We start from the raw sequence: 15,183 nt of genomic DNA, 5'->3' as shown, positions 1-15,183 counted from the left end.
TTAGCGTGAATGATTGTTAGGAGGAATGTTAATATGTCAATGGCATATGAAGAATATATGCGTCAGTTAGTTAAACCAATGCGTCAAGAATTAACTCAAGCTGGTTATGAAGAATTAACAACAGAGGAAGCCATAGTTGATTTTATGGAAAACGTAGAAGGAACAACTTTTGTTGTCGTTAATTCAGTTTGTGGATGCGCTGCTGGTTTAGCACGTCCTGCAGCAACGCAAGCGTACTTACAGTCTGAGCAAAAACCAGATCAAGTGGTAACTGTTTTTGCCGGTCAAGATAAGGAAGCAACAGCTAAAATGCGTGAATATTTTGGGGACATTGAGCCTTCATCACCGTCTATGGCACTTTTAAAAGGAAAAGAAGTTGTTCATTTTATTCCTCGACATGAAATTGAAGGTCAGCCGTTAGAAGTTATTTTTGAAAACATTTTAAATGGCTTTAAGCAGCACTGTTCATAAAATGTCCTGCTTTTGTCACATCTAGTATATAGATTTTTAGAGAAAAATCGCATATACTTTATAAGAAAAAGGATGTCTATCGGCATCCTTTTTCTTTATGTAAATAGCCAAACAGTGTAGGGGGAGTTATGAAAGTGATTGTTACGACTGCTGGTCGAACAAATGAACAGATGATTGTAAAAGCCAAACAAGTAGCCGCTGATTTAAGTATACCTTTTGTAACAAGAGAGAAGAAATCTGTTGCAGATCTTCAAAATCTTGAAGCTGCAGACGTGCTGGTTGTCGGTAAAAATAGAGTAGAGTTGCACGTCCAAAATGAAGAGGAACCTATTTTTTTTCATCCAAACTCCGCTATGTTTAGAGTGAAGAGATGGCTGCGGGGAGAACGTGATCCGTTTATTGAAGCTGCTGGTTTAGAAAAAGGAATGAGCGTGCTTGACTGTACACTTGGTCTTGCATCGGATAGTATGATGGCGAGCGCAGCGGTAGGGAAAAGTGGGAAAGTTGTCGGACTAGAAGGCAACCGCTATGTAGCTTATTTAGTCAAACAAGGACTTTTAAATTGGGAAAGTGACGTACAAGAGTTGAATGATGCAATGAAGCGTATAAACGTGGTTCATCAAAATTTTGAATCGTTTTTGGCGTGTTGTGAAGATAATTCTTTTGATGTTGTCTACTTTGATCCTATGTTTCAAGAACAAATTGAGGAATCGAATGGAATTAACGGTATTAAAGCAATAGCACTGTATACCACGCTGACGCCAATGGCTATACAAGAAGCAAAAAGAGTAGCCAAACAAAAGGTCGTGCTAAAAGATCATTGGAAAAGCAGTCGTTTTAAAGAGCATGGATTTACTGTGCAAAAACGAAAAACATCAAAATTTCATTACGGGACAATTGATATACAAAAATAACCAAAAAAGTAAAATTAATTACGCTCATTGAAAAGACTTCCAAAACCTTTTAGGAATTAAAAAGTTTTGGAAGTTTTTTTTATGAATTTCATCTAAAGTTCATAAAAGTATGATATATTTTTGAACATAAAAATACTTTTGTGTTTGAGCATCCAGCAAAAAAGGAATATCTTGTATAGGTTTCCGCTCGGTGTGACAACCTCAAACAGAAGAAGGAAGGTGGTAACTGAAAAGTCGTCAAATGCCCGTAGACAGAATAAATGAATAAGCAAATATAGGTAAAAAATTAATAAGTATGTTACAATACCTAGTGAGTTATGATAATGAATTTTACAATATGAAAAGACCATATGGGGAAAGATGAGAAAGGAAAGATACGAATGCCTAGATGGATAAAAAGAATGCTAATTGTATTTATTACAGTATTTACATTTGGGCTTGTCACTCCACCAGAATATTTATACGTTGATGATGCAAAAGCGGACAAGCAACATAAAGCAGGGTATGTAAGAGAAACAACTCCTGTCACAGCTGTTATAGAAGATATTCATTTGCCATATGAAGAACCAAAATATGAAGACGTTTCATCATTTGTTACGTATGCAATGGAATCAGCTGAAAAACAGTCAGTGGAAAAATTCGGAACAAAAATTGGTCCTGTCATTGAAGATGAATTTCGTCAAGCAGTGTTACCTAAAATTGAAGAAGTGCTGACCGACATTGGCACTGAACGTGAACAGTCAATTCAGAATCTCGAGATAAGCGAGCACCCTGCTGCTGGCTACGGTGAAAAGATTTTCCATGTATATGACCGGGAAACCGGTCAGGACTTAATACGGTTTCATGTACGGCGTGAAAATCCTCCAAAAGATGGATACTGGTTTAATTTTCACTATCATGCGGCCGCAGATAATTTTCAAAAGCATTATGATTTAGGGAAAATTTATTGGAACCGAAACATGCCGCCTAAGTGGTTCAGCTGATAATAGACACAACATTCTACAATTTCGAAATGTTAGCTTTTTTAAGCTAGCATTTTTTTACGTCTAAAACCGTTATGGTCTAAATAAGCTGAAACATTAGCACAACGATAAAAAAATCGTTTATAATGAAGTCAGACTTCTTACTATAGAATTGTAGGAAGGAACGAATAGACGCTGGAGGTAACACAATGAAACAATTTACGGAAGAAAAACAATTTCGCGAACAAATTAAGAATGAAACACTAAGCGTTGGGATTTTTACGACAACGTGGTGTCCTGATTGCAAACGTTTGGATATGTTTATTGATGAAATCGTTGACGAAAATACAGATAAAGCATGGTTTAAAATTGACAAGGATGAGTTTGAAGAACTTTCTGCTGAAAACAATGTAATGGGTATTCCTTCTCTTCTTGTATATAAAAACGGTGAAAAAATTGCGCACCTGCACAGTGCAAATGCTAAAACGCCTGAAGCGGTCCGTGAATTTTTAGCAACTCTTTAATTCCCTAAGCTGCGAGAGCATTCTCGCAGCTTTTTTTGTGAGAATGGCTATTTCCATTTTTCGATGAGTGGGGTATACTAGGACAAGTGAATAATCGTAAAGCAATAAGGTCTCAATTTAAAGATTGAGTGAAAAGGGAAGTCTGGTGAAAAACCAGCGCGGTCCCGCCACTGTAAGCGCTTTGTGCGTAAGTCAGGAGACCTGCCTTATTGTTAGCTGTGAAACCTTCGAGGAAGGGTGAAGCAGGGTAATGAACATACATATCAAGTATAGTGAACGGATTCTTTTCCTGCTTATCTTGACGTTACCTGCTTTGCTTTCAATTGAAAGTAAAGCTTTTTTATTTTGAAGCTGCTGCCGAGCAGTATACATAGTCAAAGCGGAAAAAACGGGATAGCGCTGCTTTTTGCATGATCATTTGCTTTTTCTTTAACGTGGAGGTTTCGTATTCACAATGAACAATATATAGGGGGAGTATTTAGATGAAAAAATGGCTTTCGTATTCCATTATTGCGCTGTTAGTCATCGTACTTGCTGCATGCGGTGCAGGCAGCCAAAGCAACAGTGATAAAAAAACGAAGCAAGATACAGAACAAACGTCACAAGCTGCGTTTCCAGTGAAGGTAAAAGACGCGCGTGATAAAGAAATTACGTTGAAAAAACAGCCTAAGAAAATTGTTTCATTAATGCCAAGTAATACGGAGATTGTATATGCCCTTGGCCTTGAAAAAGAATTAGTCGGTGTCACAAGCAACGATGATTATCCTAAAAGCGTAAAGAAAAAAGCGCAGGTGGGAGATATGAACGTTAATGCAGAAAAAGTTATTGCTTTAAATCCTGATTTAGTGCTGGCACACGCTTCAAGTATGGGCGTTTCAGATGAAGTATTTAAACAAATTGAAAGTGCGGGTATTCCGGTATTTGTTGTAAAAGATTCAACAACGTTTGATACGGTTTATGATTCTATTACGCAAATTGGTAAATTAACGGGTAAAACAAAAGAAGCTAATCAAACAATTAAAGACATGAAAGAAAAAGTAGCTTCAATTGAGAAAAAAGCAAAAACGATTTCAAAAGAAGATCGTAAAAAAGTATGGATAGAGGTATCGGGAGCTCCTGAGATTTATACAACAGGAAAAGGTACGTTCATGAACGAAATGCTTACTATGATCGGTGCTGATAACGTAGCGGCTAGTGAAAAGGGTTGGGTTAAGTTTTCTGAAGAGCAAGTTGTTAAGTTAAACCCTGACGTTATTGTCGCAACGTATGATGCAGACAAAAATGAGATTATGAAGCGTCCCGCTTGGAGCAGCATGACTGCTGTAAAAGAGGGGAATATTGAAAAGGTTGATCAAAACAAAATCAACCGCTTAGGACCTCGTATTGTAGATGGCTTAGAGGACTTAGCAAAAGCAGTATACCCTGAGGTGTACAATAAATAAAAAGAGGGACCATATTCCAGTTCGAATCGAAAAGGGGATTGGTCCCTTTTCACATCTTAAAATTGAAGAACGGCCTGAGCTTTTAATCATGAAAACCGAGACTTCTTATAAAACATACAGCTCAGGCGTTTTAGGAACAGGCATCACGGAAACGGACACCTTTTACAATCGATTTGTTCATAAAGACTATTATTCAGATACTCCTTCTTTAGAGTATGAGCAATATTTGATGAAAGAAAATGTGCGCCATGAGCAAATCGTAGGGTTGATGACAGCGGTTTGGTTAAAAGAAAGAGCGGTTTACTGTTATGAAGGCTACGGAGTAAGAGTAGCTTCCGTGATAACGGCTGGAGTAGGAAACGCAGTGGATATTACAGCTGACGAAGCTGTCCCTTTCTATTCCTCTCCCGGTACAATTAATATGTTTTTTTTCGTGGAAGGCACGCTAACGGATGCGGCGTTTTTACAGCTTTTTATTGCCGCTACAGAAGCCAAAACAAAAACGCTGTCACAGCTGGGTGTCATAGATCCAGCTACAAAGACGATTGCTACGGGAACATCTACGGACAGTATCTCAGTTGCAGCGTCTCAGCAAGGACCATTATATGAATATGCAGGCTCTATGACCGCTTTAGGTCAAGCGGTAGCCAAGCTGGTAAAAATAAGCTTAGAGCAGGCACTTAAGGAAAAGAGGTGAAGAAATGAGTATTGCACAAGCGATGATTGCACACCTGACAGCCATGACGATTGCTCTACTCATTGACCGAATCATAGGTGACCCAGAAAATTGGCCGCATCCCGTTCGCTGGTTTGGCAAGTGGATTTATTGGATGGATTCCAGATTAAATAAAGGCGCAGGAAAACGATTCAAAGGATTGCTTCTTGTGATAAGTATGGTGGTGCTCGCAGGAGTTATTCCTTTTTTATTCCTTCATGCTTTGTACGGAGTTCATTTTATACTAGGTGTTTTAGTAGAGGGCGTAATGATTGCGACTACTATATCCACTCGTTCCTTAAGCGAAGCTGCTTATAAGGTGCAAAAGCCGCTTCAGCTAGGAGATATGGAGAAAGCTAGATATGAAGTAAGCATGATTGTGGGACGAGATACGGATCGTTTATCAGAAGGAGAAATTGCCAGAGCGACGGTAGAGACCGTGGCTGAAAATACAAGTGATGGTATTACAGCTCCGCTTTTTTATGCATTTATAGGAGGAGGAGCCCTAGCCTTTTTTTACCGAGCTATTAACACATGCGATTCAATGGTTGGGTATAAAAATGACCGCTACTTTCTGTTCGGCTATTTTAGTGCAAAAACCGATGACGTATTAAACTATATTCCAAGTCGGTTAACTGCAGTGGTGATGACCGCTGTTAATGTAGCGAAAAGCCAATATTCTCTTTGGCATGTAACGAGTTTGATTAAGCGCGATGCTAAGAAGCATCCAAGTCCAAATAGCGGATACGGGGAAAGTGCAGTGGCTGCTCTTTTAGGTATTCAACTCGGCGGGCTTAATACATATAAAGGCATAGAATCTAATCGTGCAAAAATGGGCGAACCACTCATTCCCCTGCAAGCCGGTCATATTGAACAAGCTGTTTTCATTATGAAAAGGACGGTCTATGCTACGTGGTTATTCTATCTTTTGTTAGGAGGAGTTATTAGTGCTATTACCTACACATGGAGCTAACCCCAATGTCTTTTTAAAAGCAATAGGGGCCGAGAATTTGTCGCATCTAAAAGACTTTAGCGTAAACACAAATCCTTTAGGGGCTCCCCTTGTTCTTCACGAAAAGTGGAACGAATTCAAGGAAGCTGCGTTTAGTTACCCTGATCCTGAAGTAACAGAACTAAAAAATAAACTTGCAGCTCATCATCATGTTTCCGCTGCCCAAGTGCTGCCCACAAATGGGGCCGCTGAAGCGTTTTTCCTTATTGCTTCTTTATTTTCAGGAGAGAAAGCGGGGATTGTACAGCCGACGTTTGTCGAATACGAACAGGCAAGTAAAGCGTATGGATGTGAAGTGACATACGTTCCTTTAGCTGAAGAAAATGGCTGGAGCTGGGATATAGAGTTGATTATGAGTATTCTTCCGGATATAAAAGTACTATGGATTTGTCACCCAAATAATCCAACGGGCGTTATGTATAGTCACCAGGAATGGATGAAAGTAGTAAAAGCTGCTGCTCATCATGGTACATACTTAATAATTGATGAAGCATTTATTGATTTTGTCGAACATCAGCCTTCATTTGATTCTCTTATTCTAAACTATGAACATCTCATTGTTGTGCGTTCGATGACAAAGATGTTTAATATTGCGGGGCTTCGCCTTGGCTATATTTTGGCAAATGAAAAAATCATTAGCAAGATGTCTAAAAAACAACCTCCTTGGAGTGTAAACGGATTGTCGCAGCAAGTAGGGATGATATGTGTAGATGAAAAAGATTTTGTGAAAAAAACCGTATATTATATTAAACAAGAACGAAAACGGATCTTGAGTCAACTAGAAGAATGGGGGCTTTTGGTTTCTCCGTCTCAAACAAACTATTATCTTTGCAGCGTTCCGTCTTCTATTAAAACGCGCGATTGGCTTATCTATTTAGCAAGCCGCGGTGTGGTAGCTCGGCATACTGAAAACTTCCCATTTTTAAATGGACGCTATATCCGTTTGGCTGTGAAAACGAAAGAAGAAAATGACTATTTACTTAACGTAATCAAACAAGGACTCGATGAAATATGATCATCTTTATTAGCGGAGGGGTTCGAAGCGGCAAATCACGTGCAGCGGAGAACATGGTTCAAACTTTTTATACAAAGCGCGCTGTTTATATTGCCACAAGCCGGCAAACAGATAGTGAAATGCAAAAACGTATCCAGCTTCATCAAGCAGAACGTCAAGCGGCGAACACGCCTTGGGCAACGATCGAGCAGTCTGTAGATTTACAACAAATTCTTCCAAACCTTCGAAGTGATGATACTATACTCTTGGACTGTGTCACAAACTGGCTTGCCAATGAGCTTTTTTTAACCGAAAAAAGGTGGCAAACAAAAGAAGGTAAACAAGAGGTTTTTCGTCAGATGATAGAAGCGCTCGATAAGCTGTTTGCGCAGTCTCAGACGGTCGTGCTAGTATCTAATGAACTGTTTGAAGCGGGCGTGTTAGAGGAGCCGACATATAGCTATATGCATATGTTAGGGAAATTACATCAGTATATTGTAGAAAAAGCAGATGTGGCTATTTGTGTAGAAGCGGGACTTTCCCGTTTTAAAAAAGGAAAGGAATGTGTAAGCAAATGAAAGAATGGATAGCCATACTACGAATCTCTCTTCAGTTTTTTACGATCTTACCACTGGCTAAAACCGTTCAATGGACTGAAAAAAGAACGGCACGCTCACTTTTTGTCCTGCCTTGGATTGGCATATTACTAGGTTTAATGTTTTATAGCTTTTTACAGCTGCTTCACTATTCACCTATCACTGCTATTGTTAGCAGTATTTTAGTTTTGCTTTTGCCGCTTGTTTTAACGGGTGGTCTTCATGTAGACGGGTGGATGGATGTAAGTGATGCGTATTTTTCCCATCAGTCAAAGGAAAAGAAACTGCAGATTTTAAGCGATCCGCACGTTGGGTCTTTTGCTATTCTTTCTCTTATTGTTCTGCTTCTGCTGCGCTTTAGTGCAATCTATGAATTAACGTCTCTTTCTTCTTTATCGGTTTGGGCATGTATAACCGTCTTTACACTTCCAAGAATCGGAGCCGCTTTCTTAGTCATGAGAGATAAGCCCGCTAAAGATACGGGGCTTGCTGCTTATTTTCAAAAAGGAGTCACCAAATGGTCTATTTATGCATTTATCGTCATGAGCCTATTCTTAGTTGCTATTTTCATTGTTTTTATAGACAATAAATTCATTATCTTTTTCTTTGCCGGTTTTTTATGGCTCTGGATACGGTTTTATCGTTCGCAGTTTGGTGGCGTAACAGGAGATGTTATAGGTGCAACCATTGAAGGAGGAGAAACGTTTTTATGGATAATTCTTTGGTTATCACATGTATTCGCCATGGCATGACGCTTGAAAATCAACAAAAAAAATATATAGGGTGGAGTGATCCGCCTTTAAGTATAGAAGGGAAAAATGAATTAAAAGAGCTTTCTCTAGAGCCGGAGCTCGTTATTTCCAGTGACTTAAAAAGAGCGCTAGAAACAAGTTCAATTGTTTTTCCTAAATCTCAGGTGATTAAAAGGGAAAGTTGGCGTGAGCTGCATTTTGGAGATTGGGAAGAGAAGACGTATGAAGATTTAAAAAACATACGGGCATATAGAAATTGGATCGATCACTGGGCAGAACATACGCCTCCGAATGGTGAAAGCTTCTCAGGATTTTCAAACCGAGTTTGGGAAGCTTGGGAAGAAGCGGTCGATTTGGCGGCTAGTCAGCAATTGCGTCACATTGCTATTGTTTCACACGGCGGACCACTGCGTTTACTTGCGTCCCATTTTAAACAGACAGCGTCGCTTTGGGATGTTTCTTTTTCTTATGGAGAAGGTTTTTCAGTAACGTGCACATACAAACAGGCAAAGGAGAGAAGAGCATGCATTTCGTATTCGGCGGTGCATTTACCGGCAAAAGAAAATGGGTGAAGCAGCAGTATGCCAGTGAGTCGATAAAATGGCATTGTTTGTATGAAGACCCCGTTTTACCGGCCATTGAGTTTGAAGAAAGTTACATTGTGCTAGAAGGATTTGAGCACTATGTTAAGGAATTAATACATAGCGAGCTGGAGGCTCCGCATCTTGTTGTTAAAAAGGTCATACAGAAGTGGAGAGACAGCGGTGTATGGGAACAGTTAATAGTGATTGGAACTGAAGTCGGCAAAGGCATTGTTCCTTTAGATCCAATAGAGCGGCAGTGGAGAGATGAATGCGGGTATGCGTATCAGCATTTGGCGGCACATGCCCAGAAAGTAGATCACATTTGGTACGGAATTGCTAATCGATTGAAGGAGGAAATACAATGAACATTTACACAAAAACAGGGGACAAAGGGCAGACAAGCTTAATTGGAGGAAGAGTAAATAAAGATGATATTCGAGTGGAAGCATACGGGACGATTGATGAGCTAAATGGCTTTGTAGGTCAAGCGATTTATCAGCTGGATGAAGCAACATTAAAAGATGTAAAAGAAGAGCTAGTTACGATTCAGCATGAGCTTTTTGACTGTGGAAGTGATTTAGCATTTGCAAAAGATGATCATCCGTACAAAGTAACGAATGACATGATAGCAGTACTTGAAAAGCGCATTGATGTCTATATGTCAGAAGCGCCGGCCATTGAGCGTTTTATTTTACCTGGAGGCACACCTGCAGCGACAACGCTTCATATTTGTCGGACGATTACACGCCGCGCAGAACGGCTTGTTGTTGGCGTGCAGCGTGAGCATAAAATTAATGTGGCGGTGCTTCAGTATTTAAATCGTTTATCCGATTATTTCTTTGCTGCGGCTCGAATCGCTAACGCGCGAGAAAATGTACAAGACGTAGAGTATATTCGCAGTGCCAAAGTATTTAAACAACCTAAAAAATAATGTATAAAAAACGGTCGAGCTAAAAGCGATCGTTTTTTTTTTTTGAGCTATTTCGATAGGCAAAATAAAGCTATAAAAAAGAGGTAAATGCATCTATAATGATAAGAGACAGAGAGATAAAGAAAAGAGGTTGAGAGATGAATCAAGATTCTAAACGAGCAGGTATTGTTTATACAGCCAGCGCTTACGTTATGTGGGGGCTTTTTCCGCTTTACTGGAAGCTTCTTGGCGAGGTGAATGCGAATGAAATACTAGCTCACCGCGTTATATGGTCATTTGTTTTTATGCTTTTACTTTTGCTTGTGACAAAGCAAATGAGTTCTTTAAAGAAGACGCTTGGTTTATTATTTCGTAATACGAAACAAGCGGTCATTTTATTTGTGGCTTCAGTGCTGATCAGCATCAACTGGTTCGTTTACATTTGGGCGGTTAACCATAATCATATTATTGAAACAAGTTTAGGTTACTACATCAATCCGCTCGTTAGTATTTTGCTTGGCATAGTCGTTTTAAAAGAGAAGCTTAATTTTTGGCAAGGTGCTTCTGTTGGATTGGCTGCTATAGGTGTTATCGTTATGACAGTTACATACGGACATATCCCATGGGTATCATTAAGCTTAGCGTTTAGCTTTGGTTTGTACGGTCTTGTAAAAAAGACTATTCAGTTAGAAGCAAAAGTAGGATTAACGATTGAAACGATGATGGTTGCACCTATTGCAGTTATTTATTTTATTTTTCTTTTAGTGAAAGGATCTTCAAGTTTTTCCCTTCAGTCGCTTGATGTGAGTGCTCTTTTAATTGGAGGCGGTGTTGCTACAGCTATGCCACTATTGTATTTCGCTAAAGGAGCCCCGTTTATTCCGCTATCGATGGTCGGTTTTTTGCAGTACATTGCTCCTACCATGACGCTTTTATTAGGGGTATTCGTGTATCACGAACCGTTTTCTAGCGTGGAAATGATTGCCTTTTTGTTCATTTGGGGCGGGTCGGTTATGTTCATTTTATCTAAAACTAAGTTCATGAGCTCTCATCAGCCGAAATTCTTTAAAGGGCGTTCAGCTTAACGGACAAAAAAGCGGATATCTTTAGATATGCGCTTTTTTGTCTGCTGTAAAGAAATAAAAACGGAGACGGAAAAGTCACCGTATGTATACTTTATAGCTTCCGCTTGAAATGAGCGTTCAACTGACCTTGAAGCATTTGGTTTTTTACTTCTTTCATTTTTCTCGCTTCATCTTTTTTAGCCAGTTCTGTGCGTATTTCACTCGTTTGAACTCCTTCTTCTATACGATCGGCAATATCCATTAATCGTTCGACGTCTGAAAACGAATATTTCCGGATACCCGTATTGGTTCGGTCCGGAAAGAGCAGGCTTCTTTTCTCATAGTAGCGAATTTGTCTTTCTGATAAACCGGTTAATTCTTTTACAATCCCAATAGACATGACTTTTTTATCTCGATATGACGCTTCATTCGTAGACAATCTCCCTCACCCCTGAGTACGTAGTAGTATGTTATTATAAAGGAAAAAAATACAAAAAATTATAACATGTAATACATTCTAACATATATATGTTATATTTTTGAATTACTATGTGAGAAAAAGTGACATAAATAATGAAATAGGGAAAAGAGTCCTATAAACTAATGATTAACTCGATCCCAAGTGGTTAACCATACAGGATAAAGCCTTGTGGTTAATCACTTGCTTTCAAAATGATGAATAGAAAATAAATGTGAGAATATACATAAATTCTAAAAGGGAAGGGCGTTTTACATGGCTGTGCAACAATTGAAAAAAGAAGAGATTATTGAGCTGGCAAAAGAAATTATTGAACTCGATTTGAAAAGAGATGAAAAATTTGAAGAATTGACAGAGTTAGCCGGAAATCGTGCATATGAAATTTTGCGCAGAGTACAAAATGCCTGTTTATAAGTAATAAAAAAATCCCGCCTAGAGCGGGATTTTTAATGAGATTGCTGTTCAAGATTAAATAATTCTTGTTTCATCTTAGCGTGATCGAGGTTTTCACCTATAAAGACAAGAGTGGTGGGCAGCTTCATCATTTCTTTCATATATAGAGGCATGCCGTATGAATATTGAAACGAATACGTATCATTCGAATGAGTGAAGCGCATGTAGCCTTTAATGCGATAAATGGTATCTGGCATTTGGCGAAGCCAATTTTCAAATAATTCAAGATCCACTTTTTTTGTAAACTCATATACAAATGTTTTCAAATGAAGATGATCTTCAACATGAGCCTTAAGGTGCGGCTGTTTTTGAGACAGCTGAGCTTTTTGAATCACATCAAGCTTCACGCGGGAAAATGTCGTTAATAATGTCCTTGCACTAGCGTTAATGGATTGAATCTCAAAAAGCAGGGAAGACTTTTCTGACTCAGACAGCATGTCCGTTTTATTTAATAAAATTACATCCCCATGTTTTACTTGTTCTTGAAGAAGTTTTTGAAGTTGAATGCTTAAGGAACCACGTTCTTTCCATCTTGTCGCATCCAGTGTGGTGATAATACTTTTAATCGTAACTTGATGCGCAAAAAGAGGAGACATACAAGCATCTAATACTTCAATGGGATGGGCAACTCCCGTTGTTTCTATATAGATAGCATCCAATGTGTTCTCCTGTAAAAGTGAATGAAGCTGCGTTTCAAATTGACCTTGAATCGTACAGCACACGCAGCCATTTAGCAATTCTTTTAAGGGCGTGTCTTCTTCTACTTCATTTGAGTCAATCGAAACTTGGCCAAGCTCATTCATCACAACAGCAATATTGCGATTACGATCTTTTTCTTGCTGAAGCAGCTGTTTAAGCAACGTTGTTTTTCCGCTGCCTAAAAATCCAGATAAAATGTAGATTTCTGTTTTCATTTCAGTCTCTCCTATGTAAATAACATTATTTAAATCGGAATTTTTCCGATTACGGGTTGGTAAATCGTATATCCAAGAGGGGATAAATGTCTAAACGTAAATTTTTATGCTTTTTTGTATTCATTATAACAACTTTAAAAGCGCTATGGCTATCTTTTGTAGAAAACTCAAAATACAATGAAATAAGAATATTATAAAATTTCAAACTAGCTGTGCTACAATAAAAGAAAAAGAAAAGGGGAGCAAAAGTTATGCGAATATTAGTTTTAGGCGCAGGCGGCGTTGGCGGTTATTTTGGAGGCAGGCTTGTGGAAAAAGGAGAAGATGTTACTTTCCTTGTCAGAGAACGCAGAAAAAAAGAGCTGGAACAAAACGGACTTGTGATTAAAAGTGCACACGGTGACTTCACTTCACCTGTACAAGCTATTACAAAATCTGAGGTAAAAGGACCTTATGATGTTATTTTGTTCACAACGAAGGCTTATCATCTTACACAAGCAATTGAAGATGTCCGTCCTTTTGTAGGGAATCAGACCGTTGTAATACCTTTGTTAAACGGTATGGCTCATGTCGCTCCATTGCAGGAAGCTTTTGGGGAAGAGAAAGTCATTGGAGGGCTGTGCTTTATTGAAACTACTTTAAACCAAGATGGAGAGGTCGTCCAGACGAGTCCTGCTCACAGACTTGTATTTGGTGAATTTAAGCAGAAGGACACAGAACGATTACAACTGATTGAGCAAGCGTTCAGTGGTACAAAAGCTTCGTTTGTGAAAAGTTCATATATTGAACAGGATATGTGGCATAAGTATTTGTTTATTACGGTTATGTCAGGCATGACTACTCTTATGCGCGCACCTGTTGGACCAGTTTTAGCAGCAAAAGGCGGGCGTCAATTTGTGCAAGAACTTTTTAAAGAAGTGGAAAATATTATGATGGCCTACGATGCACCATTAGCCGAAGGAATCATTGAACAGCATATGAATACGATGGACAAAATGACGTATGACATGAAGTCATCGATGCAGCGCGACATGGAAAAAAGCTCTCAAATTGAAGGAGACCACCTTCAAGGATATTTGCTGAAGTTAGCTGAAAAATCGTCTATACACGTACCGCTTCTTCAAACTGTACATACGCATCTAAAAGTATATGAAGAAATGTTAAAAGGTTATCAAAAATAATGACAGCAAAAATTGATTTAGCAGTCATGCAAGTATTGCAAAAGCTGCTAAGTACAGCAGAAATGGGACAATTGCCTTCCGCTCCCGGCATTTATTTTTTCTTTGATGAACCCGGCCGGCTTTTGTATATCGGAACCACGACGGGCTCTCTATCAGAAAGAGTAAGAGCTCACGTTGCAGGAAAAGGTGTTAGCAATACAAAAAAATTCCACAAAGAAATTCATGCGGTTGGATATATTGAAGTTCATGGATTAAAAAAAGAATTAGATATGTTGAGAACGATGCTTGTGAATGGTTATTTTCCAAAATACAATAAACAAGATGTAAAAAGAGAAAATGAATACGACATTTATACCGTTCACGGCAGAGTCCTCAGGGATACAGGAGTTGACAAGAAAAAAGTCTCTAAGCGAAAAACGGTGCTAAAGCCAACGTTAAAAGAGATAGAGATTCGCCAAGAAAACAGCGATATTACATATGCACGAGTCGCAAATATGAATGCTGAAGATCGAGTGAAAAAATTGTGGTCTTGTCAAGAAGCAGGAGCGCAGCTACATCTTCCGGAGTCGAAAGTGTTAGCAATAAGTGACCGGCTCTTAAAAGAACAGTATACATTTCAGCGAGATATGAAAAAGAATATGATGTTTACGATGCGGGATTTAGTTGTTATTCAAGTGTTGTTAAATTTAAATCCGACTCATGATTTGAAAAAGAGAGAAATAAAGGAAGCCATCAGTTTAGTGCGTAAATTTGGCATAGAAGAAGCTCTTCGCATCTCTGAAAAATTACTCAAAACGTAATAAAATCCATGATCATTGTGATCATGGATTTTATCATTTATCATTCGCGCTTAAGCTAATTCGTCAATAACTTTTGGTAGAGCCATAATGGAAATAACGCAAAGTGAACTGACAACTTGATGCATTTCAAAAATGGCAATGATGAATAACATCAGTGATATATATAATTGAAGGCCTTTTAATCCCCACGGCTTGCGATCGAAAAAAAAGTCGCTAAGTACAAATACAAAGAAAATGAGCGAACTGAACAAAATAATCATGGATGTAGACATGGAACGATCATAAGCAATGATAAATAACAAAGCGAGAAGCGACACAACAGATATAACTTTTAATGTTTTAATCATCGTGTTTTTATTCACTTTTTTCACCTTCATTTGTAGGATTGATCTTTCATCCTCATTTTATAGGATAGTC

At 38.6% G+C, this 15,183-nt stretch carries 20 protein-coding genes and 1 riboswitch; of the genes, 17 read left to right on the top strand and 3 right to left on the bottom strand.

Going from position 1 to position 15,183, the window contains the following annotated elements; genetic code table 11:
* The first annotated feature begins 33 nt into the window (after positions 1 to 33).
* The 14 genes from ACRPLQ_RS16885 (at position 34) to rarD (ending at position 10,961) form a co-directional block, all read left to right on the top strand.
* The gene (locus tag ACRPLQ_RS16885) at positions 34 to 471 is read left to right on the top strand and encodes a BrxA/BrxB family bacilliredoxin (protein ID WP_432236180.1); all 438 of its coding nucleotides are present in this window, start codon (positions 34 to 36) and stop codon (positions 469 to 471) included.
* Between the two features lie 134 nt (positions 472 to 605).
* The gene (locus ACRPLQ_RS16880; protein WP_182028733.1) at positions 606 to 1,385 is read left to right on the top strand and encodes a class I SAM-dependent methyltransferase; all 780 of its coding nucleotides are present in this window, start codon (positions 606 to 608) and stop codon (positions 1,383 to 1,385) included.
* A 380-nt stretch (positions 1,386 to 1,765) separates the two neighbouring features.
* Positions 1,766 to 2,368 (top strand): YpjP family protein, encoded by a 603-nt coding sequence (locus tag ACRPLQ_RS16875; RefSeq protein WP_028413645.1) that lies wholly within the window; start codon positions 1,766 to 1,768, stop codon positions 2,366 to 2,368.
* A gap of 188 nt (positions 2,369 to 2,556) precedes the next feature.
* Positions 2,557 to 2,871 carry a thioredoxin family protein gene (locus ACRPLQ_RS16870; protein WP_013056696.1) on the top strand — a complete coding sequence of 105 codons (315 nt, stop codon included), beginning with the start codon at positions 2,557 to 2,559 and terminating at the stop codon, positions 2,869 to 2,871.
* Between the two features lie 90 nt (positions 2,872 to 2,961).
* Positions 2,962 to 3,094: riboswitch (cobalamin riboswitch) on the top strand.
* Positions 3,095 to 3,353: 259 nt separating this feature from the next.
* Positions 3,354 to 4,313, top strand: coding sequence for an ABC transporter substrate-binding protein (locus ACRPLQ_RS16865; RefSeq protein WP_182028700.1), 960 nt, complete (start codon positions 3,354 to 3,356; stop codon positions 4,311 to 4,313).
* Positions 4,314 to 4,401: 88 nt separating this feature from the next.
* Complete coding sequence (locus ACRPLQ_RS16860; RefSeq protein ID WP_432236179.1) at positions 4,402 to 5,010, top strand: adenosylcobinamide amidohydrolase; 609 nt, start codon at positions 4,402 to 4,404, stop codon at positions 5,008 to 5,010.
* A gap of 4 nt (positions 5,011 to 5,014) precedes the next feature.
* Positions 5,015 to 6,001, top strand: a complete 987-nt coding sequence (cbiB, locus tag ACRPLQ_RS16855) for an adenosylcobinamide-phosphate synthase CbiB (protein WP_033578767.1) — start codon at positions 5,015 to 5,017, stop codon at positions 5,999 to 6,001.
* Entirely contained in the window at positions 5,976 to 7,055 is a 1,080-nt protein-coding gene (gene cobD, locus ACRPLQ_RS16850) for a threonine-phosphate decarboxylase CobD (protein ID WP_409405124.1), read from the top strand. Before cbiB ends, cobD begins: the two co-directional genes overlap by 26 nt.
* On the top strand, positions 7,052 to 7,612 hold the full coding sequence (locus ACRPLQ_RS16845) for a bifunctional adenosylcobinamide kinase/adenosylcobinamide-phosphate guanylyltransferase (protein WP_432236178.1): 561 nt from the start codon (positions 7,052 to 7,054) through the stop codon (positions 7,610 to 7,612). Before cobD ends, ACRPLQ_RS16845 begins: the two co-directional genes overlap by 4 nt.
* Positions 7,609 to 8,382 carry an adenosylcobinamide-GDP ribazoletransferase gene (gene cobS, locus ACRPLQ_RS16840; protein ID WP_028413639.1) on the top strand — a complete coding sequence of 258 codons (774 nt, stop codon included), beginning with the start codon at positions 7,609 to 7,611 and terminating at the stop codon, positions 8,380 to 8,382. Before ACRPLQ_RS16845 ends, cobS begins: the two co-directional genes overlap by 4 nt.
* On the top strand, positions 8,340 to 8,954 hold the full coding sequence (locus ACRPLQ_RS16835) for a histidine phosphatase family protein (protein WP_028413638.1): 615 nt from the start codon (positions 8,340 to 8,342) through the stop codon (positions 8,952 to 8,954). The genes cobS and ACRPLQ_RS16835 overlap by 43 nt, the downstream gene beginning before the upstream one ends.
* On the top strand, positions 8,906 to 9,331 hold the full coding sequence (locus ACRPLQ_RS16830) for a bifunctional adenosylcobinamide kinase/adenosylcobinamide-phosphate guanylyltransferase (RefSeq protein ID WP_033578770.1): 426 nt from the start codon (positions 8,906 to 8,908) through the stop codon (positions 9,329 to 9,331). Before ACRPLQ_RS16835 ends, ACRPLQ_RS16830 begins: the two co-directional genes overlap by 49 nt.
* Complete coding sequence (locus ACRPLQ_RS16825; RefSeq protein WP_430078540.1) at positions 9,328 to 9,897, top strand: cob(I)yrinic acid a,c-diamide adenosyltransferase; 570 nt, start codon at positions 9,328 to 9,330, stop codon at positions 9,895 to 9,897. Before ACRPLQ_RS16830 ends, ACRPLQ_RS16825 begins: the two co-directional genes overlap by 4 nt.
* 137 nt (positions 9,898 to 10,034) lie before the next feature.
* Positions 10,035 to 10,961: an EamA family transporter RarD gene (gene rarD / locus ACRPLQ_RS16820; protein ID WP_432236177.1), complete on the top strand. Its 927-nt coding sequence runs from the start codon at positions 10,035 to 10,037 to the stop codon at positions 10,959 to 10,961.
* Between the two features lie 91 nt (positions 10,962 to 11,052).
* Here the strand turns inward: rarD and ACRPLQ_RS16815 are convergent, their stop codons facing one another.
* The gene (locus ACRPLQ_RS16815) at positions 11,053 to 11,379 is read right to left on the bottom strand and encodes a MerR family transcriptional regulator (RefSeq protein WP_013082852.1); all 327 of its coding nucleotides are present in this window, start codon (positions 11,377 to 11,379) and stop codon (positions 11,053 to 11,055) included.
* A 294-nt stretch (positions 11,380 to 11,673) separates the two neighbouring features.
* Between ACRPLQ_RS16815 and ACRPLQ_RS16810 the strand changes: the two genes are divergently transcribed.
* Complete coding sequence (locus ACRPLQ_RS16810; RefSeq protein ID WP_013056708.1) at positions 11,674 to 11,832, top strand: hypothetical protein; 159 nt, start codon at positions 11,674 to 11,676, stop codon at positions 11,830 to 11,832.
* Between the two features lie 32 nt (positions 11,833 to 11,864).
* On the opposite strand, the gene ACRPLQ_RS16805 is transcribed toward ACRPLQ_RS16810, so the two are convergent.
* Positions 11,865 to 12,785, bottom strand: coding sequence for a CobW family GTP-binding protein (locus ACRPLQ_RS16805; protein ID WP_335706707.1), 921 nt, complete (start codon positions 12,783 to 12,785; stop codon positions 11,865 to 11,867).
* A gap of 251 nt (positions 12,786 to 13,036) precedes the next feature.
* Here ACRPLQ_RS16805 and panE point away from each other — a divergent pair, with 251 nt between their 5' ends.
* Both panE and ACRPLQ_RS16795 read left to right on the top strand, forming a co-directional pair.
* On the top strand, positions 13,037 to 13,966 hold the full coding sequence (panE, locus tag ACRPLQ_RS16800) for a 2-dehydropantoate 2-reductase (RefSeq protein WP_028413634.1): 930 nt from the start codon (positions 13,037 to 13,039) through the stop codon (positions 13,964 to 13,966).
* Positions 13,966 to 14,766: a GIY-YIG nuclease family protein gene (locus tag ACRPLQ_RS16795; RefSeq protein WP_154988945.1), complete on the top strand. Its 801-nt coding sequence runs from the start codon at positions 13,966 to 13,968 to the stop codon at positions 14,764 to 14,766. Before panE ends, ACRPLQ_RS16795 begins: the two co-directional genes overlap by 1 nt.
* A 50-nt stretch (positions 14,767 to 14,816) precedes the next feature.
* Here ACRPLQ_RS16795 and ACRPLQ_RS16790 read toward each other — a convergent pair whose 3' ends face one another.
* Positions 14,817 to 15,128, bottom strand: a complete 312-nt coding sequence (locus ACRPLQ_RS16790) for a hypothetical protein (RefSeq protein ID WP_016763842.1) — start codon at positions 15,126 to 15,128, stop codon at positions 14,817 to 14,819.
* Positions 15,129 to 15,183: the final 55 nt, after the last annotated feature.

Source organism: Priestia sp. TRN 1309 (genome assembly GCF_050846875.1).
Classification (GTDB): Bacteria; Bacillota; Bacilli; order Bacillales; family Bacillaceae_H; genus Priestia; species Priestia zanthoxyli.
This window is presented reverse-complemented; position numbering and strand designations above follow the sequence as displayed.